The organism is Blastococcus sp. SYSU D00669, assembly GCF_054050715.1.
Map to the genome: position 1 here is coordinate 1 of NZ_JBJGZV010000062.1, position 21628 is coordinate 21628.

General features: G+C 75.1%; 23 protein-coding genes. 15 read left to right on the forward strand and 8 right to left on the reverse strand.

Annotated features, from left to right (window positions below):
• Window positions 1–176: 176 nt before the first annotated feature.
• On the reverse strand, window positions 177–437 hold the full coding sequence (locus ACI8AF_RS26170) for a hypothetical protein (RefSeq protein ID WP_456542709.1): 261 nt from the start codon (window positions 435–437) through the stop codon (window positions 177–179).
• A 135-nt stretch (window positions 438–572) separates the two neighbouring features.
• Here ACI8AF_RS26170 and ACI8AF_RS26175 point away from each other — a divergent pair, with 135 nt between their 5' ends.
• The 4 genes from ACI8AF_RS26175 to ACI8AF_RS26190 all read left to right on the forward strand — a co-directional run bounded on the left by ACI8AF_RS26175 (window position 573) and on the right by ACI8AF_RS26190 (window position 2654).
• Complete coding sequence (locus tag ACI8AF_RS26175) at window positions 573–1154, forward strand: hemerythrin domain-containing protein (protein WP_456542710.1); 582 nt, start codon at window positions 573–575, stop codon at window positions 1152–1154.
• Window positions 1155–1206: 52 nt separating this feature from the next.
• Window positions 1207–1512 carry a hypothetical protein gene (locus ACI8AF_RS26180; RefSeq protein ID WP_456542711.1) on the forward strand — a complete coding sequence of 102 codons (306 nt, stop codon included), beginning with the start codon at window positions 1207–1209 and terminating at the stop codon, window positions 1510–1512.
• Entirely contained in the window at window positions 1509–2204 is a 696-nt protein-coding gene (locus ACI8AF_RS26185; protein ID WP_456542712.1) for an esterase/lipase family protein, read from the forward strand. Before ACI8AF_RS26180 ends, ACI8AF_RS26185 begins: the two co-directional genes overlap by 4 nt.
• A gap of 294 nt (window positions 2205–2498) precedes the next feature.
• On the forward strand, window positions 2499–2654 hold the full coding sequence (locus ACI8AF_RS26190) for a DUF6131 family protein (RefSeq protein ID WP_456542713.1): 156 nt from the start codon (window positions 2499–2501) through the stop codon (window positions 2652–2654).
• Here the strand turns inward: ACI8AF_RS26190 and ACI8AF_RS26195 are convergent.
• Window positions 2645–3850, reverse strand: coding sequence for an MFS transporter (locus ACI8AF_RS26195; RefSeq protein ID WP_456542714.1), 1206 nt, complete (start codon window positions 3848–3850; stop codon window positions 2645–2647). The two genes, ACI8AF_RS26190 and ACI8AF_RS26195, sit on opposite strands and share 10 nt — an antisense overlap.
• Window positions 3851–4006: 156 nt before the next feature.
• Window positions 4007–4762 (reverse strand): MIP/aquaporin family protein, encoded by a 756-nt coding sequence (locus ACI8AF_RS26200; RefSeq protein WP_456542715.1) that lies wholly within the window; start codon window positions 4760–4762, stop codon window positions 4007–4009.
• A 220-nt stretch (window positions 4763–4982) separates the two neighbouring features.
• On the opposite strand from ACI8AF_RS26200, the gene ACI8AF_RS26205 reads away from it, so the two are divergent.
• The 6 genes from ACI8AF_RS26205 to ACI8AF_RS26230 all read left to right on the forward strand — a co-directional run bounded on the left by ACI8AF_RS26205 (window position 4983) and on the right by ACI8AF_RS26230 (window position 12842).
• Window positions 4983–7700, forward strand: coding sequence for an ATP-binding protein (locus tag ACI8AF_RS26205; protein WP_456542716.1), 2718 nt, complete (start codon window positions 4983–4985; stop codon window positions 7698–7700).
• A 78-nt stretch (window positions 7701–7778) separates the two neighbouring features.
• Window positions 7779–8288, forward strand: a complete 510-nt coding sequence (locus ACI8AF_RS26210; RefSeq protein WP_456542717.1) for a hypothetical protein — start codon at window positions 7779–7781, stop codon at window positions 8286–8288.
• Between the two features lie 63 nt (window positions 8289–8351).
• Complete coding sequence (locus tag ACI8AF_RS26215) at window positions 8352–9173, forward strand: PP2C family protein-serine/threonine phosphatase (RefSeq protein WP_456542718.1); 822 nt, start codon at window positions 8352–8354, stop codon at window positions 9171–9173.
• Between the two features lie 155 nt (window positions 9174–9328).
• On the forward strand, window positions 9329–10297 hold the full coding sequence (locus tag ACI8AF_RS26220) for a hypothetical protein (RefSeq protein ID WP_456542719.1): 969 nt from the start codon (window positions 9329–9331) through the stop codon (window positions 10295–10297).
• Window positions 10297–12090, forward strand: coding sequence for a fumarate reductase/succinate dehydrogenase flavoprotein subunit (locus ACI8AF_RS26225; RefSeq protein ID WP_456542720.1), 1794 nt, complete (start codon window positions 10297–10299; stop codon window positions 12088–12090). The genes ACI8AF_RS26220 and ACI8AF_RS26225 overlap by 1 nt, the downstream gene beginning before the upstream one ends.
• Window positions 12087–12842: a succinate dehydrogenase/fumarate reductase iron-sulfur subunit gene (locus tag ACI8AF_RS26230; RefSeq protein ID WP_456542721.1), complete on the forward strand. Its 756-nt coding sequence runs from the start codon at window positions 12087–12089 to the stop codon at window positions 12840–12842. The genes ACI8AF_RS26225 and ACI8AF_RS26230 overlap by 4 nt, the downstream gene beginning before the upstream one ends.
• Window positions 12843–12932: 90 nt before the next feature.
• Here ACI8AF_RS26230 and ACI8AF_RS26235 read toward each other — a convergent pair whose 3' ends face one another.
• From ACI8AF_RS26235 to ACI8AF_RS26245, 3 genes are read right to left on the reverse strand one after another with little or no spacing between them, the layout of a single operon-like run.
• Complete coding sequence (locus ACI8AF_RS26235; RefSeq protein ID WP_456542722.1) at window positions 12933–13895, reverse strand: patatin-like phospholipase family protein; 963 nt, start codon at window positions 13893–13895, stop codon at window positions 12933–12935.
• A complete protein-coding gene (locus ACI8AF_RS26240; protein WP_456542723.1) occupies window positions 13892–14110 on the reverse strand; it encodes a hypothetical protein in 219 nt (72 codons plus the stop codon). Before ACI8AF_RS26240 ends, ACI8AF_RS26235 begins: the two co-directional genes overlap by 4 nt.
• A 10-nt stretch (window positions 14111–14120) precedes the next feature.
• On the reverse strand, window positions 14121–14570 hold the full coding sequence (locus tag ACI8AF_RS26245; protein WP_456542724.1) for a MarR family winged helix-turn-helix transcriptional regulator: 450 nt from the start codon (window positions 14568–14570) through the stop codon (window positions 14121–14123).
• 108 nt (window positions 14571–14678) lie between these two features.
• Between ACI8AF_RS26245 and ACI8AF_RS26250 the strand changes: the two genes are divergently transcribed.
• From ACI8AF_RS26250 to ACI8AF_RS26265, 4 genes are read left to right on the forward strand one after another with little or no spacing between them, the layout of a single operon-like run.
• The gene (locus ACI8AF_RS26250; RefSeq protein WP_456542725.1) at window positions 14679–15587 is read left to right on the forward strand and encodes an SDR family NAD(P)-dependent oxidoreductase; all 909 of its coding nucleotides are present in this window, start codon (window positions 14679–14681) and stop codon (window positions 15585–15587) included.
• 2 nt (window positions 15588–15589) lie between these two features.
• Complete coding sequence (locus ACI8AF_RS26255) at window positions 15590–16459, forward strand: amidohydrolase family protein (RefSeq protein WP_456542731.1); 870 nt, start codon at window positions 15590–15592, stop codon at window positions 16457–16459.
• Window positions 16452–17984 carry an acyl-CoA synthetase gene (locus ACI8AF_RS26260; RefSeq protein WP_456542726.1) on the forward strand — a complete coding sequence of 511 codons (1533 nt, stop codon included), beginning with the start codon at window positions 16452–16454 and terminating at the stop codon, window positions 17982–17984. Before ACI8AF_RS26255 ends, ACI8AF_RS26260 begins: the two co-directional genes overlap by 8 nt.
• On the forward strand, window positions 17981–18439 hold the full coding sequence (locus ACI8AF_RS26265) for a MaoC family dehydratase (protein WP_456542727.1): 459 nt from the start codon (window positions 17981–17983) through the stop codon (window positions 18437–18439). The genes ACI8AF_RS26260 and ACI8AF_RS26265 overlap by 4 nt, the downstream gene beginning before the upstream one ends.
• Window positions 18440–18464: 25 nt before the next feature.
• Here the strand turns inward: ACI8AF_RS26265 and ACI8AF_RS26270 are convergent, their stop codons facing one another.
• Window positions 18465–19340 carry a helix-turn-helix transcriptional regulator gene (locus ACI8AF_RS26270; protein WP_456542728.1) on the reverse strand — a complete coding sequence of 292 codons (876 nt, stop codon included), beginning with the start codon at window positions 19338–19340 and terminating at the stop codon, window positions 18465–18467.
• A gap of 186 nt (window positions 19341–19526) precedes the next feature.
• Here ACI8AF_RS26270 and ACI8AF_RS26275 point away from each other — a divergent pair, with 186 nt between their 5' ends.
• Window positions 19527–20567, forward strand: coding sequence for an NAD(P)-dependent alcohol dehydrogenase (locus ACI8AF_RS26275; RefSeq protein WP_456542729.1), 1041 nt, complete (start codon window positions 19527–19529; stop codon window positions 20565–20567).
• 116 nt (window positions 20568–20683) lie between these two features.
• Here the strand turns inward: ACI8AF_RS26275 and ACI8AF_RS26280 are convergent, their stop codons facing one another.
• On the reverse strand, window positions 20684–21553 hold the full coding sequence (locus tag ACI8AF_RS26280) for a PaaX family transcriptional regulator (protein ID WP_456542730.1): 870 nt from the start codon (window positions 21551–21553) through the stop codon (window positions 20684–20686).
• Window positions 21554–21628: the final 75 nt, after the last annotated feature.

The following is a 21628-nucleotide window of genomic DNA, read 5'->3' on the forward strand; positions in this document are numbered from 1 at the left end:
GCTGGGATCCCCGCACCCGTGCCTACGTCCAGCGCCGCACCGAAGAAGGGCTGTCGAAGAAGGACATCATCCGATGCCTCAAACGACTGATCGCCCGCGAGCTCTACTACCTGCTCACCTCACCACCGGCCCGAGCCGCTTGACGATCCATAGGAGCATCGGCCGCGCCGAGGCGGTCAGCCGGTGCGGGTCAGCGGCCGGCTGGCCGCGGTGACCCGGGCGCACTCGGGGCAGGCGGTGCGCCCGGCCCCCACCCGCTCCCACTTCTGCGAGCCCCACACCTGCACGATGGCCCCGCAGACGGCGAGCTCCACCTCCCCGTCCAGCTCGGCCGGCGGCCGGTGGGCCTCCACGGCGTGCCAGGGACGCGCTTCCTCCGCCGGTCTCTCCCGGGACCAGCGGTCGGGGCGGGCGAAGCCGACGGCGTAGGTCTCCACGTCGGTGCTTGTAACCCGCGCCACCGGTGGTCAACCGCCCCGATCAGGCCATTTCGGACGGCTCCGGGCCGCGGGTGTGGCGGCACCCTGCCGAGGGCATCGAACCGGCATCCGCACCTTCTGTCAGGAGTCGCCATGACCGACACGACGCAGCGCGACGTGGTCGACCTGCTCACCGCCGACCACCGCGAGTTCGACCGCATCTTCACCCAGCTCGAGGCGCTGGTGGGCCGGACCGGGGAGGACGACCTGCGGCGCAAGCGCGAGCTCGTCGACGAGGTCACGATCGGCCTGGTCAAGCACTCGGTCGCCGAGGAGACGCAGGTCTACCCGGCCGTGGAGAAGCAGGTCGACGAGGAGGAGGCCGAGCACTCCAAGCACGAGCACGCCGAGGCCGAGGAGACGATGAAGCGGCTCGAGCGGATGGACCCCGACGACCCGCAGTTCGACGCCGAGGTGCAGACGCTGATCCGCGAGATCCGGCACCACGTCGAGCACGAGGAGAGCCGGATGTTCGCCGAGCTGCGCTCGACCTTCAGCCAGGCGGAGCTGGTGCAGATGGCCGGGAAGGTGGAGGCGGTCAAGAAGATGGCGCCCACCCGTGCGCACCCGCTGACGCCGAACGAGGGCGTCGTGCGCACCGTGGCCGGGCCGGTCGCCAGCCTCCTCGACCACCTGCGCGACGCCGTGAGCGGGCGGGGGAAGACGACCGGCTGACCACGCGCGCCGCGCGCTACCGTCGGGAGGGCACGCGACGGGAGGAGCGACGGTGGATCCGATCAGCCTGGTGGTGGGCGGCGCCCTGCTGGCGGTGGGGTTCGTCGTCGGCCGGCTCGGCCGGCGGCCCGCTCCCCCGCCCAAGCCGATGACGCCGGTGTGCGGCTGCGGCCACCCGCTCAGCCAGCACGACACCGAGACCTCGACCTGCTACGCCGAGCTGCGCCGTGACAGCTACGACAAGCGCGGCCGGTGGGCCGGGCACACCTGGGTGCCGTGCACCTGCCGGCAGTACGTCGGGCCGCGGCCGATCGACGAGGTGTTCCAGCCGCGGCTGCTCCCGCCGATGGCCGAGTGACCGCGGCCGGACGGCGACGCGGCCTGCTGGCCGCCACCGAACCGGTGCGGGCGGCGGCCAGCGCCGGTGCGCTGGCCGCGTCCCTGCCCCTGCTCGCGGTCGCCCCGCGCGGCGACGCGCACCCGGTGCTCGTGCTGCCCGGGCTGGGGGCGTCGGACGCGTCCACCGGCGCGCTGCGCCGCTGGCTGCGCGGGCTCGGCCACCCGGTCGTCGGCTGGGCGCTCGGGCGCAACCGCGGCCCCACGCAGGAGGTCCTCGACGAGCTGCCCCGGCTGCTGGCCCGCCTGCACGCCGAGCACGGGTCACCGGTGAGCATCGTCGGGCAGAGCCTCGGCGGCATCTACGCCCGCCGGCTGGCGCTGCGCGCGCCGGAGCAGGTGCGCCAGGTCGTCACGCTCGGCTCGCCGTTCGCCCTGGCCGGCAGGTCGGGCTGGGGGCTGCGCCGGCCGCTGCCGGTGCCGAGCACGTCGGTCTACTCGCGGTGGGACGGCGTCGTCGACTGGCGGGCCTGCCTGCAGCAGACCGGCCCGCTCAGCGAGAACGTCGCCGTCCGCGCCGGCCACCTCGGGATGGGGCTGGACCCGGCCGTGCTGTGGGTCGTGGCCGACCGGCTGGCCCAGCCGGCCGACGCGTGGCAGCCGTTCCGCCGGCCCACCCGCCTCGGCCTGGCCGCGCTCTTCCCCGACGCGTGATCCGGAGTCCCACGAGCGCGGTCTCCGCGTCGTGGGACTCCGCGTCAGGCGGGCCGCACGCCGACCGGGATGCCGTCCCAGGCTCGCGGGCGAGCAGGTCGTGGCCGGTGAGCTCGGCGATCAGCCGCGAGGCGGTGGCGACGTGCAGCCGCGCCCGGCGGGCGGCCACGCGGCGGAGTCCGGCACCGGCCCTCGACACCCGGACGGGTGACACCGTGCATGGCGGAGGTGATCACGGGACATCCCCGCTCCGCCCACGGGGTCGAAGCATGCGCTCACTAGGGAGGGCGGAACGTGATCATCCTCGGTCTCATCCTGCTGTTGCTCGGACTGCTCCTGAAGATCTCGATCCTCTGGACGATCGGCATCATCGTGGTCGTCGTGGGGCTGGTCCTGCTCCTGCTGGGGTCCACCGGCCGGGCGGTCGGCGGACGGAGACACTACTTCTGACGTCCGGGAGGCCCCTGGTCCGCGTGATCGGGGGCCTCTCGCGGGCGGTCGGCCGCCGGCAGCGGCCGCAGCGCCGAGGCGAGCAGCGCCGAGAGCCCCAGCAGGACGGCGACGACGGTGAGCGCCCGGAGCACCGTTCCCCCCTCGCCGAGGAAGCCGATCAGCGGCGGGCCACCGAGGAAGGCGCAGTAGCCGATCGAGGCGACGACGCTGACCCGGGCCGCCGCGTGCACCGGGTCGTCGGCCGCGGCGCTCATGCCCACCGGGAAGCCCAGCGACGTGCCGATCCCCCACAGCAGGGCGCCGACGAGCGCCAGCGGCACGCCTGGCGCGAAGACGAAGAGCAGCAGACCGACCGTCGCCACCGCCGCGATGGCCCGGACGACGGGCACCCGGCCGTAGCGGTCGAGCAGCGCGGGGCCGAACCAGCGCGCGAGGGTCATGGCCGAGAGGAAGACGGCGAAGCCGAGCGCGCCCGTGGCCGCGTGCGCGTCGTAGCCGTCGATGAGCGCGACGCTGATCCAGTCGTTGGCGGCGCCCTCGGCGAAGGCGAAGGCCAGCACGCACAGCCCGACCAGCAGGGTGCGGCCCTCGCGCCAGGCGGCCAGGGCCGCGCGGGCGCCACCCGCCGGTCGCTCCTCGTGCCCGGCGGGACCGGTGTCGGGCAGGAAGCGGCGGGCTGCCAGCGGGACGGCCACGCCGACCAGCACGGCGACGACGACCAGGTGCACGGCCACCGGGACGTCGAGCACCACCGCGCCCGCGCCGACCAGCGCGCCGGCGACCGTGCCGAGGCTCCAGCCGGCGTGGAACCGGGACATGATCGACCGTCCCAGCTCCGTCTCCACCCGCGCGCCCTGCACGTTCATCGCGACGTCCCAGGCGCCGTTGCCCAGGCCGAACAGGAACAGACCGGCGACGAGCGGCACCACCCCGGCCAGGTGCCCGACGGCGGCCAGCGCCAGGGCGGCGGACATCAGCACCGCCATCGCCGCCACCGTGCGGCCCGACCCGAACCGGGTGACCAGCGGCCCGGCGACCGGCAGCGCCACCACCGACCCGGCCGCGATGGCGAGCAGCACCAGGCCCAGCTCGGCGGAGCTGAGCGCGAGCGAGTCGCGGACCTGCGGGATGCGCGCCGCCCAGTTGGCGAAGGCGAACCCGCTGCCGATGAACGCCGCGTAGGTCGCCAGCATCGCCGCGCGCACCCTGGTCGCGGGCAGGTCGGAGAGCACTCCGCTCAGGGCCTCGTCCCTTCTCGCTGGTGTCCGCCACCGTCGGGAGGTGCGGGGGACGGGGCGCCGCCATCATGGCACCCGGCCAGGGGCACCGACGGCCGTGGGCCGGCCCCGCTACGTCACCTCCGGCGGTTCGGTGGGTGCCAGCAGCCGGTCGTAGACGACCGCGGCCAGCACGCCGCCGAGGGTCGGCGCGAGGAGGTAGATCCAGAGGGGGGCGAACTCGCCGGCGAGGACGTCCGGCCCGAACGCGCGGGCGGGGTTCACGGCACCGCCGGTCAGCGGGCCGGCGACGAAGATGCCGGCCGCCAGGGCCAGCCCGACGGCGACGGGTGCGGCCGCACCCTGCGCGCGCTCGTCGGTGGCGACCGAGACCACGACGAGGACGAGGACGAACGTCACGAGGGTCTCGACGAGGAACGCCCGCACCGCAGAGACGTCGTCGGCGGGCACCGTGGCGCCGAGCCGGCCCTCGTCGCGGGCCCGGCTCCCACCTACCGCCCAGGTCAGCGCGGCTCCGGCCAGGCCACCGGCCAGCTGGGCGGCGACGTAGGCGCCCGCGGCGGACCACGGGAAGCGCCCGGTCGCGGCCAGCCCGAGGGTGACCGCCGGGTTGAGGTGGCACCCGGAGACGTGCCCGAGGGCCGCCACGAGTGCGACCAGGACGACGCCGAATGCGAGCACGACCGCGAGCAGGTCGTAGACCGCCTGCCCCGTCACCGCGTTCGCCACCGCCACGCTGGTGCCGACGAAGACCAGCACCGCGGTCCCCAGGAACTCGGTGAGCGCGGCGCGGAGCAGCCGCTCCCCCACCCGGCTGCCGTAGAGGCCCACCGTCGTCGACCCCTGAAGCGCAGTGCTCTCGGCCATGGCTGTCCGTCCGGTGTTCCGGGCCCCGCGAACGCTCGGGTGGACGTCTGCTCCGTCGACCGCCCTCAGGTCTTCCCGGACCCGCGGGACCCGACACCCCGTTCCCGGCGCGGCGAGGAGGAGCACCGGGCGGCCGTCCCGGCCGGGCTCGGCGCCGGGCCGTTCCCGCTCCGGCCCGGACCGCCCTAGACTCCGCCGGTCGCAATCCCGGAGGCCCACGATGCGCGTGCAGGTCCGGCTGCTGGGCGGGTTCGGCGTCGAGGTCGACGGCCGGCCGGTGCCCGAGCAGGCCTGGTCCCGGCGCTCGGCGTCGGCGCTGGTGAAGCTGCTCGCGCTGCAGCCCGGCCACCGCCTGCTGCGCGACCGCGTGGTCGACGCGCTGTGGCCCGACCTGCTGCTCGACGAGGCCGCCCCGCGCCTGCACACCGCGGCCCACTACGCCCGCGCGGCGCTGGGCGGCAAGGACGGCATCGTGCTGTCCGCGGGGACGGTCGCGCTCTTCCCCGACGCGGAGGTCACCGTCGACGCCGAGGAGTTCGACCGTGCCGGCGACCCCGACCGGTATGCCGGTGACCTCCTCCCCGACGACCTCTACGAGCCGTGGACCGAGGAGCCCCGCGAGCGCCTGCGGCAGCGCCGGCTGGACCTGCTGCGGACGGCCGGCCGGTTCGCCGAGCTGGTCGAGGTCGACCCGCTGGACGAGGAGGCGCACCTGGCGCTGGCCCGCGTCCTCCTCCGCGAGGGACGGCGGTCCGACGCGCTGCGGGCGCTGGACCGGATGGCCGCGGTCTTCCGCGCGGAGCTCGGCGCCGAGCCGGGCCCGGCGGCGGCCGCGCTGCGCCGCGCCGTCGAGGCGGCGCCGCCCGAGCGGGCCACCCGGCTCCGCCTGCCGCCCGCGCGGACCCGCCTCATCGGGCGGGACGACGACCTGGCCGCGGTCGGGGCGCGGCTGCGCTCGTCGCGCCTGGTGACGCTGACCGGGCCGGGCGGCGCCGGGAAGTCCACGCTCGCGCTGGCGGTGGCCCGCCGGGTGGCCGCCGACACCGACGTCGTGCTCGCCGAGCTGGCTCCGGTGCGCGACGGGGCGGGGCTGGTCCGGGCGGTGGCCGAGGCGGCCGGCGTCCAGGGCGTGGGCGCCGTCGAGCCCGCGCGGCTCGCGGCGCTGCTCGGCGGCCGGCCGGCGCTGCTGCTGCTGGACAACTGCGAGCACCTGGTCGACGAGAGCGCCGAGCTGGTCGACGCCGTCCTCGACGCCGGGCCGCGCGTGCGGGTGCTCGCCACCAGCCGGGAGGCGCTGCGGGTCGACGGTGAGGTCGTGCACCGGGTGGGCCCGCTCGGCAGCGAGGCCGCCGAGCTGTTCGCCGAGCGGGCCGCGGCCGCGGCCGGCCCGGGCAGCGCCGACGTCGCCGACCCGCGCGTCGCCGAGCTGTGCCGGCGCCTGGACGGCCTGCCGCTGGCCATCGAGCTGGCCGCCGCCCAGCTGACCTCGCTGGGCATCGACGAGCTGCTCGAGCGCCTCGACGACCGGCTCACCCTGCTCGCCGGCGCCCGCCCGCGCGCCGGCGAGCGCCACTCGGCGCTGTCGGCCACCGTGGAGTGGAGCCACCAGCTGCTCGCACCCGAGGCGCAGGACCTGTTCGCCCGGCTCGGCGTGTTCCCCGCCGACTTCCCGCTCGCCGCCGTCCCCGCGGTCGCCGGCGACGTCGACGCCGCCACGGCGACGCGGCTGCTCGGCGACCTGGTGGCCAAGAGCCTCGTCGTCCACGACCCCGCCACCCGCCGCTACCGGCTGCTGGAGACGCTGCGGCTGTTCGCCGCGCAGCGGCTGGACGAGGCCGGCCTTCGGCCGGAGGTGACCGAGCGGCTGCGCGCCTTCGTCGTGGACCGGGCGCGCGAGCTGCCGCGCCCCCGGCGCTGGCTGTCGGCGGCGACGGCGGCCCGCAGCCGCGACGACCTCGAGACGGTGCGGCTGGCCTTCGCGACGAGCCTGGCCGCCGGTGACACCCCCGCGGCGGTCGACGTCGCCCTGGGGCTGGCCACGCTGTGGCGCAACGCCGTCTCCTACGCCGAGGGCCGCCGCTGGGTCGACCAGCTCCTCGCCCGCGACCTGGCACCGGCCGACCGGCTGTGGGCGCTCGTGCTGCAGGCCGACGTGGGCATCGGGGCCGGCGACCCCCGGCGGCTGGCCGCGGCCGCCGGCGCGGCGGCGGAGGTCGTCGAGGCGGCCGGCGACCCCGGGGGCGCGGCGGTCGCGGCGCACTACGCGGCGATCACCCAGGCCGTCCGGCCGCGGGTGGCGCTGGCGCGGCTCGCGCAGGCCCGCGCGCAGGCCGTCGCGGCGGACGAGCCGGGCCTCGTGCGGCTCGACGACGCCTACCGGGTCGTCGTCCGGCTGCTGCTCGGCGACACCGACGGGCTGGCCGGCGAGGCCGCGCAGCTGCTCGCGGCCGGCGGCGCCGACTACGACACCTACCTGGCCATCTGGGCCGCCTGGCTGGTGGCGCTCGTCGACCGGGACGCCGCCCGGCTGCGCCGGCTGATCGACGCGCAGCACGCGCACCTGCGGGTCAGCGGCCTGGACGAGAACTGGCTGACCACCTACTCCGAGGCGCTGTCGCGGATCGCCGAGGGCGAGCCCTACCTGGCCCCGCTGCAGCAGGCCAGGCAGCGGGCCGAGCGGGAGGGCCGGCAGGCCGACCCCGACGTCGTCCTGGCCCTCGGCTACGCCGCCGCCTGCCGCGACGACTGGACCACCGCGGCGGAGCTCGTGGCGGCCGCCGGCGGTGCCCTGTTCTCCGACACCGCCGGCTTCTTCCACCACGTCCTGCTGCGCGACCGGCTGGTGCGGCCGCGGCTGCACCCGGACGAGTTCGCCGCGGCCAGCGCCCGCGGCGAGGCGCTCCCCCTCGCCGCCGTGCTCGCCGAGCACGGCCTCTGAGGCGGCTTCAGCGCCTCTTCAGCGCCGTCCCCCACCCTCTTCGGCGAGCGAGTCCACGACCCCGAGGAAGGCCCTCCGATGTCCCGCAGCACCCTGCCCCGCACCCTGCTCCTGCGCGCCGGCGTCCCCCTGGCGGCGGTGGCCGCGCTCGCCCTGCCGGGCGCGATCTCGGCGTCGGCGGGCACCGTGCCCTACACCTCGTACCCGCTGTCGGCCGACGGCTGGACCGACGCCTTCGCGGTGGACGACGACGGCGACGGCGCCGACGACACCTGGGTGCTCGACGGCGACGCCGACGGGTCGACCGAGGCGGTGGCGGTCGACCGCGACGGCGACGCGCGGCCGGAGGTCTGGGCCTTCGACCGCGACGCGGACGGCGCCGTCGAGGAGGTCGCCGTCGACTCCGACGGCGACGGCACGGCCGACGCGACGGCGGCCGACACCGACCGCGACGGCCGCCTCGACGCCGGCACCGCGTCCCCCGTGGTCGCCGACGCCTTCGCCGAGGCCGTGATCTGGGACTGGTGGGCACCGGCCTTCGTGCCCGGCGGCCCCGGCACCACGCCGGCCCCGGCGGCCACCGTCTGATCTGCCCGGCGGGCCCGCGACGCCGTCCAGGAAGCGCACAGGAATCCGCGCCACACTGGGGGCGTGTCCGGGACCCAGCCGCTGCTGCTCTCCGCGGTGGCCGGGCTCGCCCTGGACACGGCGGCCGGCTCGACCGCCGGCCCGCGTCCGGACAACCAGGACGCCGGCCTGGCCGGTCCGCGGCTGGTCGCGGTGGCCGACGGCGTCGGCGGCTCGGTCGGCGGCGCCACCGCCGCGGCCCTGGTCGTCGACCGGCTGCGCCGCGTGGCCGAGCTCGCCGGTCCCGCCGCCCCCGACCTGGTGGGCGCGGTCGACGCCGCCAACGACGACCTCGCCGCCGCCGTCGCCCGGCAGCCGTCGCTGACCGGCATGGCGACCACGCTCACCGCCGCGGCCCTGACGCCGCAGGGCCGGCTCGTCGTCGCGCACGTCGGCGACGGGCGGGCGCACCTGCTGCGCCGGGGCGGGCTGCTGCGGCTGACCGTCGACCAGACCCTGGTCCAGAGCCTGCTCGACGCCGGCACGATCACCGAGGAGCAGGCCCGGCGGCACCCGCTGCGCCACGTCGTCCTCGCCGCGCTGCACGGCCGCCCGGGCGAGCCCGCCTCGGTCGTGGTCAGCGCCCTGCCGGCCGAGCCGGGCGACCGGCTCCTGCTGTGCTCCGACGGCCTCTCCGGCGCCGTCCCGCCCGCGGAGCTGCGCGCGCTGCTCGCCGACTCGCCCACCCCGGCCGTCGCCGTGCGGCGGCTGCTCGACGCCGCGCTGGCCGCCGGCACCGAGGACAACGTCACCGCCGTCGTCGCCGACGTGCGGTGCGCCGACCCCGCCGACCTCGCCCCGTCGTCGCTGGTCGGTGCCGCGCGGGAGCTGCCCCGCGCCCGCTGATCCCCCGATCGCGCGCCCCTCTTTCCAGAACGGGCCGTTCGTGATCGACTGCGCTTCGTCGCACTGTGGTCGGCCTCACACCGGGGGGCAGCGATGGCGCTGGAGCAGGACGCGGATCCCGATCGGCCCGCGGTCGGCGATGACCGCCTCGCGCCATGACCACCACCGCGCCCCGGGGCACGAGACCCGGCACCGAGGACGGCCTGCGCCGTCGGCTGGGTCCGTGGCTGGCGGCCGCGTCGGTCGCGGGGCTCGCCGGGCTGCTCGGCCGGCGCCGCCGGAACGGTGCCCCGCCCGGCCAGGCGCCGCTGCGCGTGCCCCGGCGCGGCACCGCCCGGCGCCCCATCTGGTCGGCGGCCACCGCCCGCGCCGCGATCACCGGGCGCACGCTGCGCACCGACCGCTGGTGGGTGCAGCCGGCGATCACCGTCGCCGTCCTGCTCGCCTTCGTCGTGTACGCGACGTTCCGGGCGTTCCAGAACGCGTACTACTTCGCCGAGCCCTACATCTCGCCGTTCTACTCGCCGTGCCTGTCGACCCGGTGCGAGGGCGACACGTTCCCGGAGTTCTTCACCGGGCCGACGTGGATCTCCCCGGCGATCTACATCCTGATCTTCCCGCTGGGGATCCGGCTGACCTGCTACTACTACCGCAAGGCCTACTACCGGGCGTTCTGGCTCTCCCCGCCGGCGTGCGCGGTGGCCGAGCCGCACGGGAAGTACACGGGCGAGACGCGGTTCCCGCTGATCTTCCAGAACGTGCACCGCTACTTCCTCTACGCGGCGCTGGTCATCAACGTGATCCTGTTCTACGACGCGGTCCTGGCCTTCCGCGACGAGACCGGCGAGTGGGGGCACATGGGCCTCGGCACGCTGGTGCTGCTGGTCAACGCGGTCCTGCTGTTCCTGTACTCGCTGTCCTGCCACTCCTGCCGGCACATCGTCGGCGGGCGGCTCAACCACTTCTCCCGGCACCCGGTGCGGTACCGGTTCTGGGGGTTCGTGTCGAAGCTCAACGCCCGGCACATGCAGTACGCCTGGGTGTCGATGTTCAGCGTCGCGCTCGCCGACCTCTACGTCTTCCTGCTGGCCGCCGACGTGATCTCGGACGTGAGGTTCTTCTGATGGAGCTCGAGGAGCACGCCTACGACGTCGTCGTGGTCGGCGCCGGCGGCGCCGGGCTGCGCGCGGCGATCGCGGCGCACGAAGCCGGCGCCCGGACGGCGGTGGTCTGCAAGTCGCTGCTGGGCAAGGCGCACACGGTCATGGCCGAGGGCGGCATCGCCGCGGCCATGGGCAACCTCTACCCCGAGGACAACTGGCGGGTGCACTTCCGCGACACCATGCGCGGCGGGAAGATGCTCAACCACTGGCGGATGGCCCAGCTCCACGCGCAGGAGGCGCCCGACCGGGTCCGCGAGCTCGAGGACTGGGGCGCGCTGTTCGACCGCACCGACGACGGGCTGATCAGCCAGCGCGACTTCGGCGGGCACCGCTACGCCCGGCTGGCGCACGTCGGTGACCGCACCGGTCTGGAGCTGATCCGCACCCTGCAGCAGCGCACGGTGGCGCTCGGCATCGACGTGTTCATGGAGTGCACCGTCACGCGGCTGCTGCAGGACACCGACGGGATCACCGGCGCGTTCGGGTACTGGCGCGAGTCCGGCCGGTTCGTCGCCTGGCAGGCGCCGTCGGTGGTGCTGGCGACCGGCGGCATCGGCAAGGCGTACAAGGTCACCTCGAACTCGTGGGAGTACACCGGCGACGGCCACTCGCTGGCGCTGCGGGCCGGCGCCGGGCTGGTCAACATGGAGTTCGTCCAGTTCCACCCGACCGGCATGGTCTGGCCGCCGTCGGTGCGCGGGATCCTGGTCACCGAGAGCGTCCGCGGCGACGGCGGCGTGCTGCGCAACTCGGCCGGCAACCGGTTCATGTTCGACTACATCCCGGACTTCTTCCGCAAGGAGACGGCGGAGACCGAGGAGGAGGCCGACCGCTGGTACACGGACAAGAAGAACAACCGGCGGCCCCCCGAGCTGCTGCCGCGTGACGAGGTCGCCCGGGCGATCAACAGCGAGGTCAAGGCCGGCCGCGGCTCGCCGCACGGCGGGGTGTTCCTCGACATCGCCTCCCGCCGGTCGGCCGACTACGTCCGCAAGCGGCTGCCGTCGATGTACCACCAGTTCAAGGAGCTGGCCGACGTCGACATCACCAAGGAGCCGATGGAGGTAGGGCCCACCTGCCACTACGTGATGGGCGGGGTGGAGGTCGACCCGGACACCGCGCAGTCACGGGTGCCGGGGCTGTTCGCGGCCGGCGAGGTGGCCGGCGGGATGCACGGCTCCAACCGGCTGGGCGGCAACTCGCTGTCGGACCTGCTGGTGTTCGGCCGGCGGGCCGGGGTGGCGGCGGCCGAGCAGGCGCGGTCGCGGCGGGCGCGGGCCATCCCGGACGAGGCGCTGGCCGACGCCGCCCGGGCCGCGCTGGCGCCGTTCGAGCGGGAGGGCGGCGAGAACCCGTACGCCGTCCAGCACGACCTGCAGCAGACGATGCACGACCTGGTGGGCATCATCCGCACCGAGCCGGAGATGAAGGAGGCGCTCGAGCGGATCCGCTCGCTCGAGGAGCGCATCGCCCGGCTGTCGGTCGAGGGGCACCGGCAGTACAACCCCGGCTGGCACCTCGCGCTGGACCTGCCGCACATGCTCGTGGTCAGCGAGTGCATCGCGAAGGCGGCGCTGGAGCGGCAGGAGAGCCGCGGCGGGCACACCCGCGACGACTTCCCGGCCGCCGACGCCGAGTGGGCGAAGACCAACCTCGTCTGCACCCGCCCGCCCGGCGGCGGGGTCGTCGTGACCCGGCAGCCGCTCCCCCGGATGCCGTCCGACCTGAGCGAGATCTTCGAGGAGCAGCCATGAGCTACGACGCCCGCTTCCGGGTGTGGCGGGGGGACGCCGGCGGCGGCGAGCTGCGCGACTACACGGTGCAGGTCAACGAGGGCGAGGTCGTCCTCGACATCATCCACCGGCTGCAGGCCACCCAGGCCGGCGACCTCGCCGTCCGCTGGAACTGCAAGGCCGGCAAGTGCGGCTCGTGCAGCGCCGAGGTCAACGGCCGGCCGCGGCTGATGTGCCTGACCCGGATGAGCACCTTCGCCGAGGACGAGACGATCACCGTCACGCCGCTGCGGACGTTCCCCGTGATCCGCGACCTGGTCACCGACGTCTCCTACAACTACGCCAAGGCCGCCCAGGTGCCCGCGTTCTCCCCGCAGCCGCGCGACGCCGACGGCAACCACCGGATGGCGCAGGTCGACGTCGAGCGCTCGCAGGAGTTCCGCAAGTGCATCGAGTGCTGGCTGTGCCAGAACACCTGCCACGTCATCCGCGACCACGAGGAGAACAAGAAGGCCTTCTCCGGCCCGCGCTTCCTCATCCGGCTGGCCGAGCTGGACATGCACCCGCTGGACACCGAGGACCGCCGCGACGCCGCCCAGGAGGTGCACGGGCTCGGCTACTGCAACATCACCAAGTGCTGCACCGAGGTGTGCCCCGAGGGCATCCACCTCACCGACAACGGGATCATCCCGCTCAAGGAGCGCGTGGTGGACCGCAGGTTCGACCCGCTGACCTGGCTCGGCTCCAAGATCGGCCGCCGCCGCCCCGACTGAGGCCCGCGGCCGGTGCTCACCCACGCCGTGCGGTCGCGACCCACGCGGTCTGCCGCGCGGGCGGCGACCACACAGCGCGGGTCGTCCTGATCAGCCGGCGGCGCGGCGCAGCAGTTCGTGGGCGTCCTCGGCGGCCGCCCGGGCGCCGGCGGCGAAGAACGACTGCTGCAGCACCTCGTGCAGCCGCGCGCGGGACATCATGTCGTCGCCCATGGCCGCCTGCTCCGGCTGACCGGGCGTGAACACGACCGTCTGCACACCGGCCTTCTCCAGCGCGCGCACCTCGCGCCGCAGCAGGCGGGCCGAGTACCGCCGCGTGGCCGCGTAGAAGTCCGGGCGCAGCCCCGGCGGCCCGCTCATCGGCGACACCACGATCACCAGGTCGAGCCCGCAGTGCCGCAGCAGCGCCGCGTTGGTCGGCGAGTGCACTCCCCCGTCGACGTAGGCGTGCCCGGCGACGGTGACGGGCGTGAAGTAGCCCGGGACGGCGCACGAGGCGGCCACGGCCAGGTGCAGCGGCGCCGGGGGCGAGCCCGGCCGGCCGAAGACCACGCGCCGGCCGTCGCGCCGGCGCACCGCGGTGATCCACAGCGAGTCGGGCCACCCGCCGTCCTCGAGCTCCCGCAGCGCGGCCAGCTGCTCGGCGATGTCGTGCCGCCCGGGCGCCAGCAGGGCCAGCCCCGCGGCCATCGGGCGGAAGCGCCACGGCCGGGTCACCGCCCGGTGGACCATCTCCCAGCCGGGCAGCCGAGCCGGCCGCCGGATCACGTCGAGCGGCCGGAACGGCGCCAGCTCGGGCGGCTCGGTGCCGGCCAGCTGCTCGAGGACGTCGCCGTCGCTGGACAGCGGCGCCTTCACCGTCCAGGCGGCGAGGTCCTCCGGCGAGACGCCGAGGCGCAGCAGGGTGCCGGTGATCGAGCCGGCCGAGGTGCCGACGATCAGGTCCGCCCGCCGGGCGTCGAAGCCGAAGTCGTGCTGCAGGACGGCGAGGACGCCGGAGTGGTACGCCTGCCCGACCACGCCGCCCCCGCCGAGGACGAGGCCGACCCTCATCCCGACTGCTCGGCCGCGCGACGCTCGGCCCCCGTCTCCCCCGCGTACCCGACGTCCTGACCGGCGACCCGACCGACGAAGGTGCCGGACTCGCCGGTGCCCGTGGTCGTGCCGGCGTCCGGCTCGTCGCTCGGCCCGCCGCCCTCGGCGCGCGACAGCGCCTGCTCGTCGTCGCGGGCGACGTCGTCCTCGCCCGGTAGTGGATCGTGCTGCATGCGCGGAGGACTACCCAGCCCGGCGCGCGTCCTCACCGGTGTCCGTGCTCACGACCCGCTTCAGGAGGCCGCGCAGCGTCTCCTGCTCGGCGGGCGACAGGCCGCCCAGCTGCCCCTGCAGCCCGGCGGCCGCCCGCTGCTCCGCCCGGCGCCGCAGCCGCACACCCTGCGCCGTCGCCGCGACCAGCCGCTGCCGGCGGTCGGTCGGCGACGGCCGGCGCTCGACCAGCCCGGCGGCGGCCAGCTCGTCGACCAGCGCCACCACCTGGCTGGGGTCCAGGCCGAGCACCTCGGCCAGGTCGCGCTGGGAGATCCCGTCCGGCGCGTCGTCGGCCAGCACCAGCACGGAGTACTGGCGCACCCGCAGGCCGACGTCGGCCAGCGCGGCGTTGGTGGCCCGGACGGCGAGCCCGCTCGCCCGCGTCAGCAGGAAGCCGACGTCGTCGGTCAGCGCCGTCATATCGGTGAACTCCTCAATCGTTGACAACCTCCACGATATCGGCCTAGCGTCCGAGCCGGCAACGATGCCCCGTGCGGGCATCCCCCTGTGGTTCCCCGAGGAGCGCCCGTGGACCTGACCGGCAAGGTCGCCATCGTCACCGGCAGCGGACGGGGCCTCGGCCTCGCCTACGCCACCGAGCTCGCCCGATCCGGCGCCGCCGTCGTCGTCAACGACGTCGACGAGTCGGTCGCCGAGGCGGCGGTGAAGTCGATCGCCGAAGCCGGCGGCACCGCCGTCGCCGAGGTCGTGCCCGTCGGCACCAGCGAGGCCGCGCAGGCCCTCGTCGACCGCGCCGTGACGGAATTCGGCCGGCTCGACGTCCTGGTCAACAACGCCGGCATCCTGCGCGACACCACGCTGTGGAAGATGACCGACGAGCAGTTCGACGCCGTCATCACCACGCACCTGCGCGGCACGTTCACCTGCACCCGCGCCGCCGCGATCCGCATGCGCGAGCAGGGCGAGGGCGGCCGGGTCATCTGCGTCGGCTCCCCCACCGGCCAGGTCGGCAACTTCGGCCAGACCAACTACGCCGCCGCCAAGGCCGGCATCGTCGGCATGGTCCGCACCTGGGCGATGGAGCTGGCCCGCGCCGGCATCACCGTCAACGCGATCGTGCCGGTCGCCGCCACCGCGATGACCGAGACCGTGCCCTTCCTCAAGCCCTACATCGACGCGCTGCAGGCGGGTGAGCCGCTGCCGCCGTTCGCGCGCCAGCAGCTCGGGTTCGGCACGCCGGAGGACGCCGCGGGCCTGGTGGCCTTCCTCGCCTCCGACGCGGCCAAGGACGTCACCGGCCAGGCCGTGGGCATCGGCGGCGACCGGCTCGCGCTGTGGAGCCACCCGGCCGAGGTCGTCGTCGAGCTCGCCGACGGCACCGGCTGGCCGGCCGACGCGATCGCCGGCGTGTGGCCCGAGAAGTTCGCCGGCTCGCAGCAGACCGTCGGCCAGCAGCTGCCGGAGCCCCCGAAGTGACGATCGACCTCGACAAGGTCGTCGCCATCGACGTGCACGTGCACGTCGAGCAGGACGCGCACGGCCACCTGTCCCTGGACGACGAGCTGCTGGCGGCCGCCTCGAAGTACTTCAAGGGCGACCCGTACCACCCGACCGTGCCGCAGATCGCCGAGGACTACCGCGCGCAGAACATGGCCGCGGTGGTCTTCACCGTCGACAGCGAGCTGGCCATCGGCCACCCGACGCTGTCCAACGAGGAGATCGCCGAGGCCGCGGCCCAGCACCCCGACGTGCTCATCCCCTTCGGGTCCATCGACCCGGCCCGCGGCGCCTCGGGCGTGCGCACGGCCCGGCGGCTGGTCGAGGAGCACGGCGTCCGCGGGTTCAAGTTCCACCCGTCGATCCAGGCGTTCGAGCCCAACGACCGGCGGCACTACCCGCTGTACGAGGAGCTGCAGTCGCTCGGCGTCCCGGCGCTCTTCCACACGGGCCAGACCGGCATCGGCTCCGGCCTGCCCGGTGGGCGCGGCATCAAGCTGCGCTACTCCGACCCGATGCTGCTCGACGACGTCGCCGCCGACTTCCCCGGCCTGACGATCATCATGGCCCACCCCTCCGTGCCCTGGCAGGACAGCGCGATCGCCGTCGCCCAGCACAAGGCGAACGTCTACATCGACCTCTCGGGCTGGTCGCCGAAGTACTTCCCGCCGCAGCTGGTCCGCGCCGCGAACACGATGCTCAGGACCAAGGTGCTGTTCGGCAGCGACTACCCGCTGCTGCGGCCCGAGCGGTGGATCAAGGACTTCGAGGGGCTCGAGATCCGCGACGAGGTCAAGCCGCTGATCATGAAGGAGAACGCCATCCGGGCCCTCGGACTGCGCGGTGCGTAACGCCGGACTGGGCTCCTGGCCGGAGCGGCGGCTGCGGATCTCGCCCGAACGCGACGCCGTCTGGTTCGAGGGGCGGACGACGTCGCACGCCGGGTTCGCCGAGCGGGTCCGGCGCACCGCCGGCGCGCTGGCCGGCCTGGGCGTGCGCCGGGGCGACCGCGTCGCGTGGACCGGCGGCAACCACCCCTCGGCGCTGGAGACGCTGTACGCCTGCGGTCAGCTCGGCGCGATCTGGGTGCCGGTCAACGCCCGGCTCACCGCGCCCGAGGCCCGCTACGTGCTCGAGCACTCCGGCGCGTCGGTCGTCGTCCACGGGCGCGACCACGGGCGGCTGGCCGACGCGCTGCGCGACGTCGTCCCCACCTGGGTCGCGGCCGAGCCGCCGGCCGAGGGCGGGACGGCGTCGCTGCCCTACGAGGAGCTGCTCGCCGCGGCCGACCCGGAGCCGCGCGACGAGCAGGTCTCGCTCGACGACCCCTGCCTGGTCATGTACACGTCGGGCACCACCGGCCGGCCCAAGGGCGCGGTGCTGACCCACGGCAACATGACCTGGAACGCCACCAACCAGCTGCTCGGCTTCGACTTCACGCAGACCGAGCGCACCCTGGCGCTGGCGCCGCTGTTCCACATCGGCGGGCTCAACGGCACGGTCAACCCGACGCTGCTGCGCGGCGGCTGCGCGGTGGTCGTGCGCCGGTTCGACCCGGCCGAGACGCTGCGGGTCATCGAGGAGCAGCGGGTCAACTCGTTCTTCGCCGTCCCGACGATGCTCGACGCGATGGCCCGGCTGCCGGAGTTCCGCACCCGCGACCTCTCCCAGCTGCGCACCATCGGCGCCGCCGGTGCCCCGCTCCCCCTCCCCACGCTGCGCACCTGGCTCGACCGCGGGGTGACCATGCAGCAGGCGTACGGGATGACCGAGGCCGCGCCGGGCTGCACGGTCCTCGACTCGGCCGACGCCGTGCGCAAGGTGGGCTCGGCCGGCAAGCCGGTGTTCTTCACCGACGTCCGGGTGGTCCGGCCCGACGGCACGGACGCCGACGTCGACGAGGTCGGCGAGGTGGTCGTGCAGGGCCCGAACGTCATGGCGGGCTACTGGGAGGACCCCGAGCGGACCGCCGAGGTGCTCGTCGACGGCTGGTACCGCACCGGGGACGCCGGCTCGTTCGACGACGAGGGCTTCCTCTACATCCGCGACCGGTACAAGGACATGATCATCTCGGGCGGGGAGAACATCTACCCGGCCGAGGTCGAGTCCGCGCTGCTCGAGCTGCCCGGCGTCGTCGAGGCCGCGGTGATCGGCGTCCCCGACGAGAAGTGGGGCGAGGTCGGCCTCGCCGTCCTCGTCGTCGGTCCCGACGTGGACCGCGACCCGGAGGCCGTCCGGACGGCGCTGCGCGAGCGGCTGGCCGGCTTCAAGGTGCCCCGGCTGGTCGAGTTCGCCGACGAGCTGCCCAAGACCGCCACCGGCAAGATCCGCAAACCCGACCTGCGCTCGCAGTACCTGGAGGAGACCCCCGCATGACGACGACCACGACCACCCTCGCCGAGCTGCCCTCGTACAAGGGGCGGGAGGTCGGCACCAGCGACTGGTTCGAGGTGACCCAGGAGTCGGTGAGCCTCTTCGCCGACGCCACCAGCGACCACCAGTGGATCCACGTCGACGTCGAGCGCGCGAACCGTGAGAGCCCGTTCGGCGGGCCGATCGCGCACGGCTACCTGACCCTGTCGCTGCTCATCCCGATGTGGTCGCAGGTGCTCACCGTGACCGACACGAAGATGGCCGTGAACTACGGCCTGAACAAGGTGCGCTTCCCCGCGCCGGTGCCGGTCGGCTCGAAGGTCCGGCTGACCGCGACGCTCACCGACGTCGAGGAGATCAAGGGCGGCTACCAGCTCACCGTCGCCGCCGTGATCGAGCGCGAGGGCGGCGACAAGCCGGTCTGCGTCGCCGAGCCGGTCTTCCGCGTCCTCGGCTGAACCACCCCCGCGGGGGTCCTGCCGGTCAGGCCCGGTCGCCCGACCGGGCCTGACCGGCGGTCGCCGCCCAGCTGGCCAGGAGCTTGAGCCCGTCCTCGGACGGCGTGCCCGGTTCGGCGGTGTAGACGGTCATGGCGAGCCTCGCCTCGCCGGCGGGCGCCAGGTCGACCGTGTGGTAGACGAGCTCCAGCGGACCGACCGCCGGGTGGCGGAACTGCTTGCTGCCGGCGTGGTGGATGCGCACGTCGTGCGCGGCCCAGCGGGTCCGGAACTCCTCGCTGACCGTCGACAGCTCCCCGACCAGCTCGCGCAGGTCCTTGTCGTGGGGGTCGCGCCCGGCCTCGGTGCGCAGCAGGGCCACCGTGATGACGGCGGCGCTCTCCCAGTCCTGGTAGTAGTCGCGCGCCCGGGGGTCGAGGAACTGGAAGCGCGCGAAGTTCGCCGGTCGGTGGGGGTCGTCGAACAGCGGTGAGTGCAGGGCCCACCCCAGGGTGTTGCTCGCCAGGATGTCCAGTCGGCCGTTGGCGACGAACGCGGCCGACCCGGTCATCGAGTCGAGCATCCACTGCACGCGCGGCGGCACCGGCGCCCTGCCGCGGCGCCGGGGTGCGCGCCCGGGCTTGGCGGCGCGGGCCAGGTTGAACAGGTGGAGCCGCTCGGCCTCGTCCAGCCGCAGCGCCCGGGCGACGGCCTCCAGGACGTCCTCGGAGACGCCGGCGATGTGGCCCTTCTCCAGCCGGGTGTACCAGTCGGTGCTCACCCCGGCCAGGACGGCGACCTCCTCGCGGCGCAGCCCCGGGACACGCCGCCGTCCGCCCCCGGGCAGCAGCCCGGCCTGCTCCGGCGTGATCCGGGCGCGGCGGCTGGCGAGGAAGTCGCGGATGTCGGAGCGGTTGTCCACCGCTCCGACGCTACGTCGCTGCGCGGATCGAGAGGGGTCGCGCGGCTACCCCCCACAAACCCGACCCCCCGCGCGTGCGCCGGGCGCGGTTTCGTGGGGTGGACGGGGCCGCCGACGACGAGCACGGAGCCGTCCCGGCCGCCGACCGACATCCAGCCGAACCCACCGACGAGGAGCACCACTCCCTTGCGCGTCAACGCCTACGCCGCCCCTGCCGCCGGCCGCCCCCTGGCCCCGACCACCATCGAGCGCCGGGACGTCGGCCCGCGCGACGTGCTCATCGCGATCGAGTACGCCGGCATCTGCCACTCCGACATCCACACCGTCAACGGCGACTGGGGCCCGCAACCCTTCCCCGTCGTCCCCGGCCACGAGATCGTCGGCGTCGTCGCCGAGGTCGGCCCCGACGTCACGACCCACCGGGTCGGCGACCGGGTCGGCGTCGGCTGCATGGTCGACTCCTGCGGGGAGTGCGCCAACTGCCGGCGCGGTGACGAGCAGTACTGCCTGGACGGCATGGTCGGCACCTACGCCGCCACCGACCGCGACGGCACCACCACCCAGGGCGGCTACTCCACGCACGTGGTCGTCGACGCCGGCTTCGTCCTCCGGGTGCCCGACGGCATCGACCCGGCCGCCGCCGCGCCGCTGCTGTGCGCCGGGATCACCACGTACTCCCCGCTGCGCCGCTGGGGCGCCGGCCCCGGCAGGCAGGTCGCCGTCGTCGGCCTCGGCGGGCTGGGCCACATGGCGGTCAAGCTGGCGCACGCCATGGGCGCCGAGGTCACCGTGCTGTCGCAGTCGCTGAAGAAGCAGGAGGACGGCCTGCGCCTCGGTGCCGACGACTACTTCGCGACCAGCGACCCCGACACGTTCGCGCAGCTGGCCGGCCGGTTCGACCTGGTCGTCAACACCGTCAGCGCGACGATCGACGTGGACGCGTACCTGTCGCTGCTGGCCGTCGACGGCGCGCTGGTCAACGTGGGCGCCCCCGCCGGGCCGCTGAGCCTCGACGCCATGTCGCTGATCGGCGGCCGGCGCAGCTACGCCGGCTCGATGATCGGCGGCATCGCCGAGACCCAGGAGATGCTCGACTTCTGCGCCGAGCACGGCATCGTCGCCGACGTCGAGGTGATCGCCGCCGATCAGGTCAACGAGGCCTACGAGCGCGTGCTGGCCTCCGACGTCCGCTACCGGTTCGTCATCGACACGGCCTCCCTCGGGTGACCGCGGGACCGCCCGCCGGCCTCGGCAAGCCCGGTCGGTGATGTGCGTTCGTGGCGGCTCCTGGGCGCGGAACCCGCCACGAACGCACACTGCACCAACGTCTCCGGGCAGTACGGCTACGCCGGCCACGCGCCGCTCTCCGCGCCCTCGGTGGCCGGGATCGTGTCGAGGATCTCGGCCGCCGCGGCGCGGGCCCGGACCTCGACCTGGGCGTGCAGCCGGTGGAACAGCTCCTGGGCGCGCTCGGCCGGCCACGGCTGGGGCAGCAGCTCGACCGGCAGCTGCGGCTCCTGGCGCAGCGCCAGCCGCCACTCCTCCTGCAGCGCCAGCTGGCGGCCGAGCGGATCGGTGTGGGTCCGGTCGGCGATCCCCCCGTCCCAGCGCTCGAGGAAGCGCTCGTACCGGCGGGCCAGCGCCGGGATGTCCCAGACGTCGGCGAGCATGGCGGCCGCGTCGACCCCGGCGTGCGGCTGCGCCACGAAGGCGCGCACGTGCTCGGCGGCCTCCAGGCCCGAGAGGATCCGGTCGAGGTCGGGCACCGACGGCGCGATCCACAGCCCGCCCTGCAGCGGCCCGAACCCCGCCCAGAGCAGCCGGGTGCGCAGCTCGTGCCGCTGCCGCTGCCAGGACTCGGGCAGCTTGAAGCTCAGCAGCGTCCACCGGCCGTCCCAGTGCCGGTTGACCGCGCCGGTGCGCCAGATGCGCACGTAGCCGTCGTTGAGCACCTCGACCGACCGCGGGGTCAGGCCGTAGTAGACCTGCCGGCCGCTGCGCCGGCTCACCAGCCGCCCGCGCGTGACCATCCGCGCGATCGCCGAGCGGGTGGCGTGCGGGGAGACGCCCACCCGCTCCATCACCTCGATGAGGCTCGGCGTGGCCACCATGACCGGCCGGCCGAGGACGTGCGCACCGAAGAAGGTGAGCAGCAGGCTCTCGGGCCGCAGGACGACGTCGTCCCCCGGCTGCCCGTCGCTCCCCGTGTCCATCCGGCTCATCTTCACCCACCCCGTGCGGCGGGGGGGGGGGGGGGGGGGGGGGGGGGGCCCGCGCCGGGGGGGGTG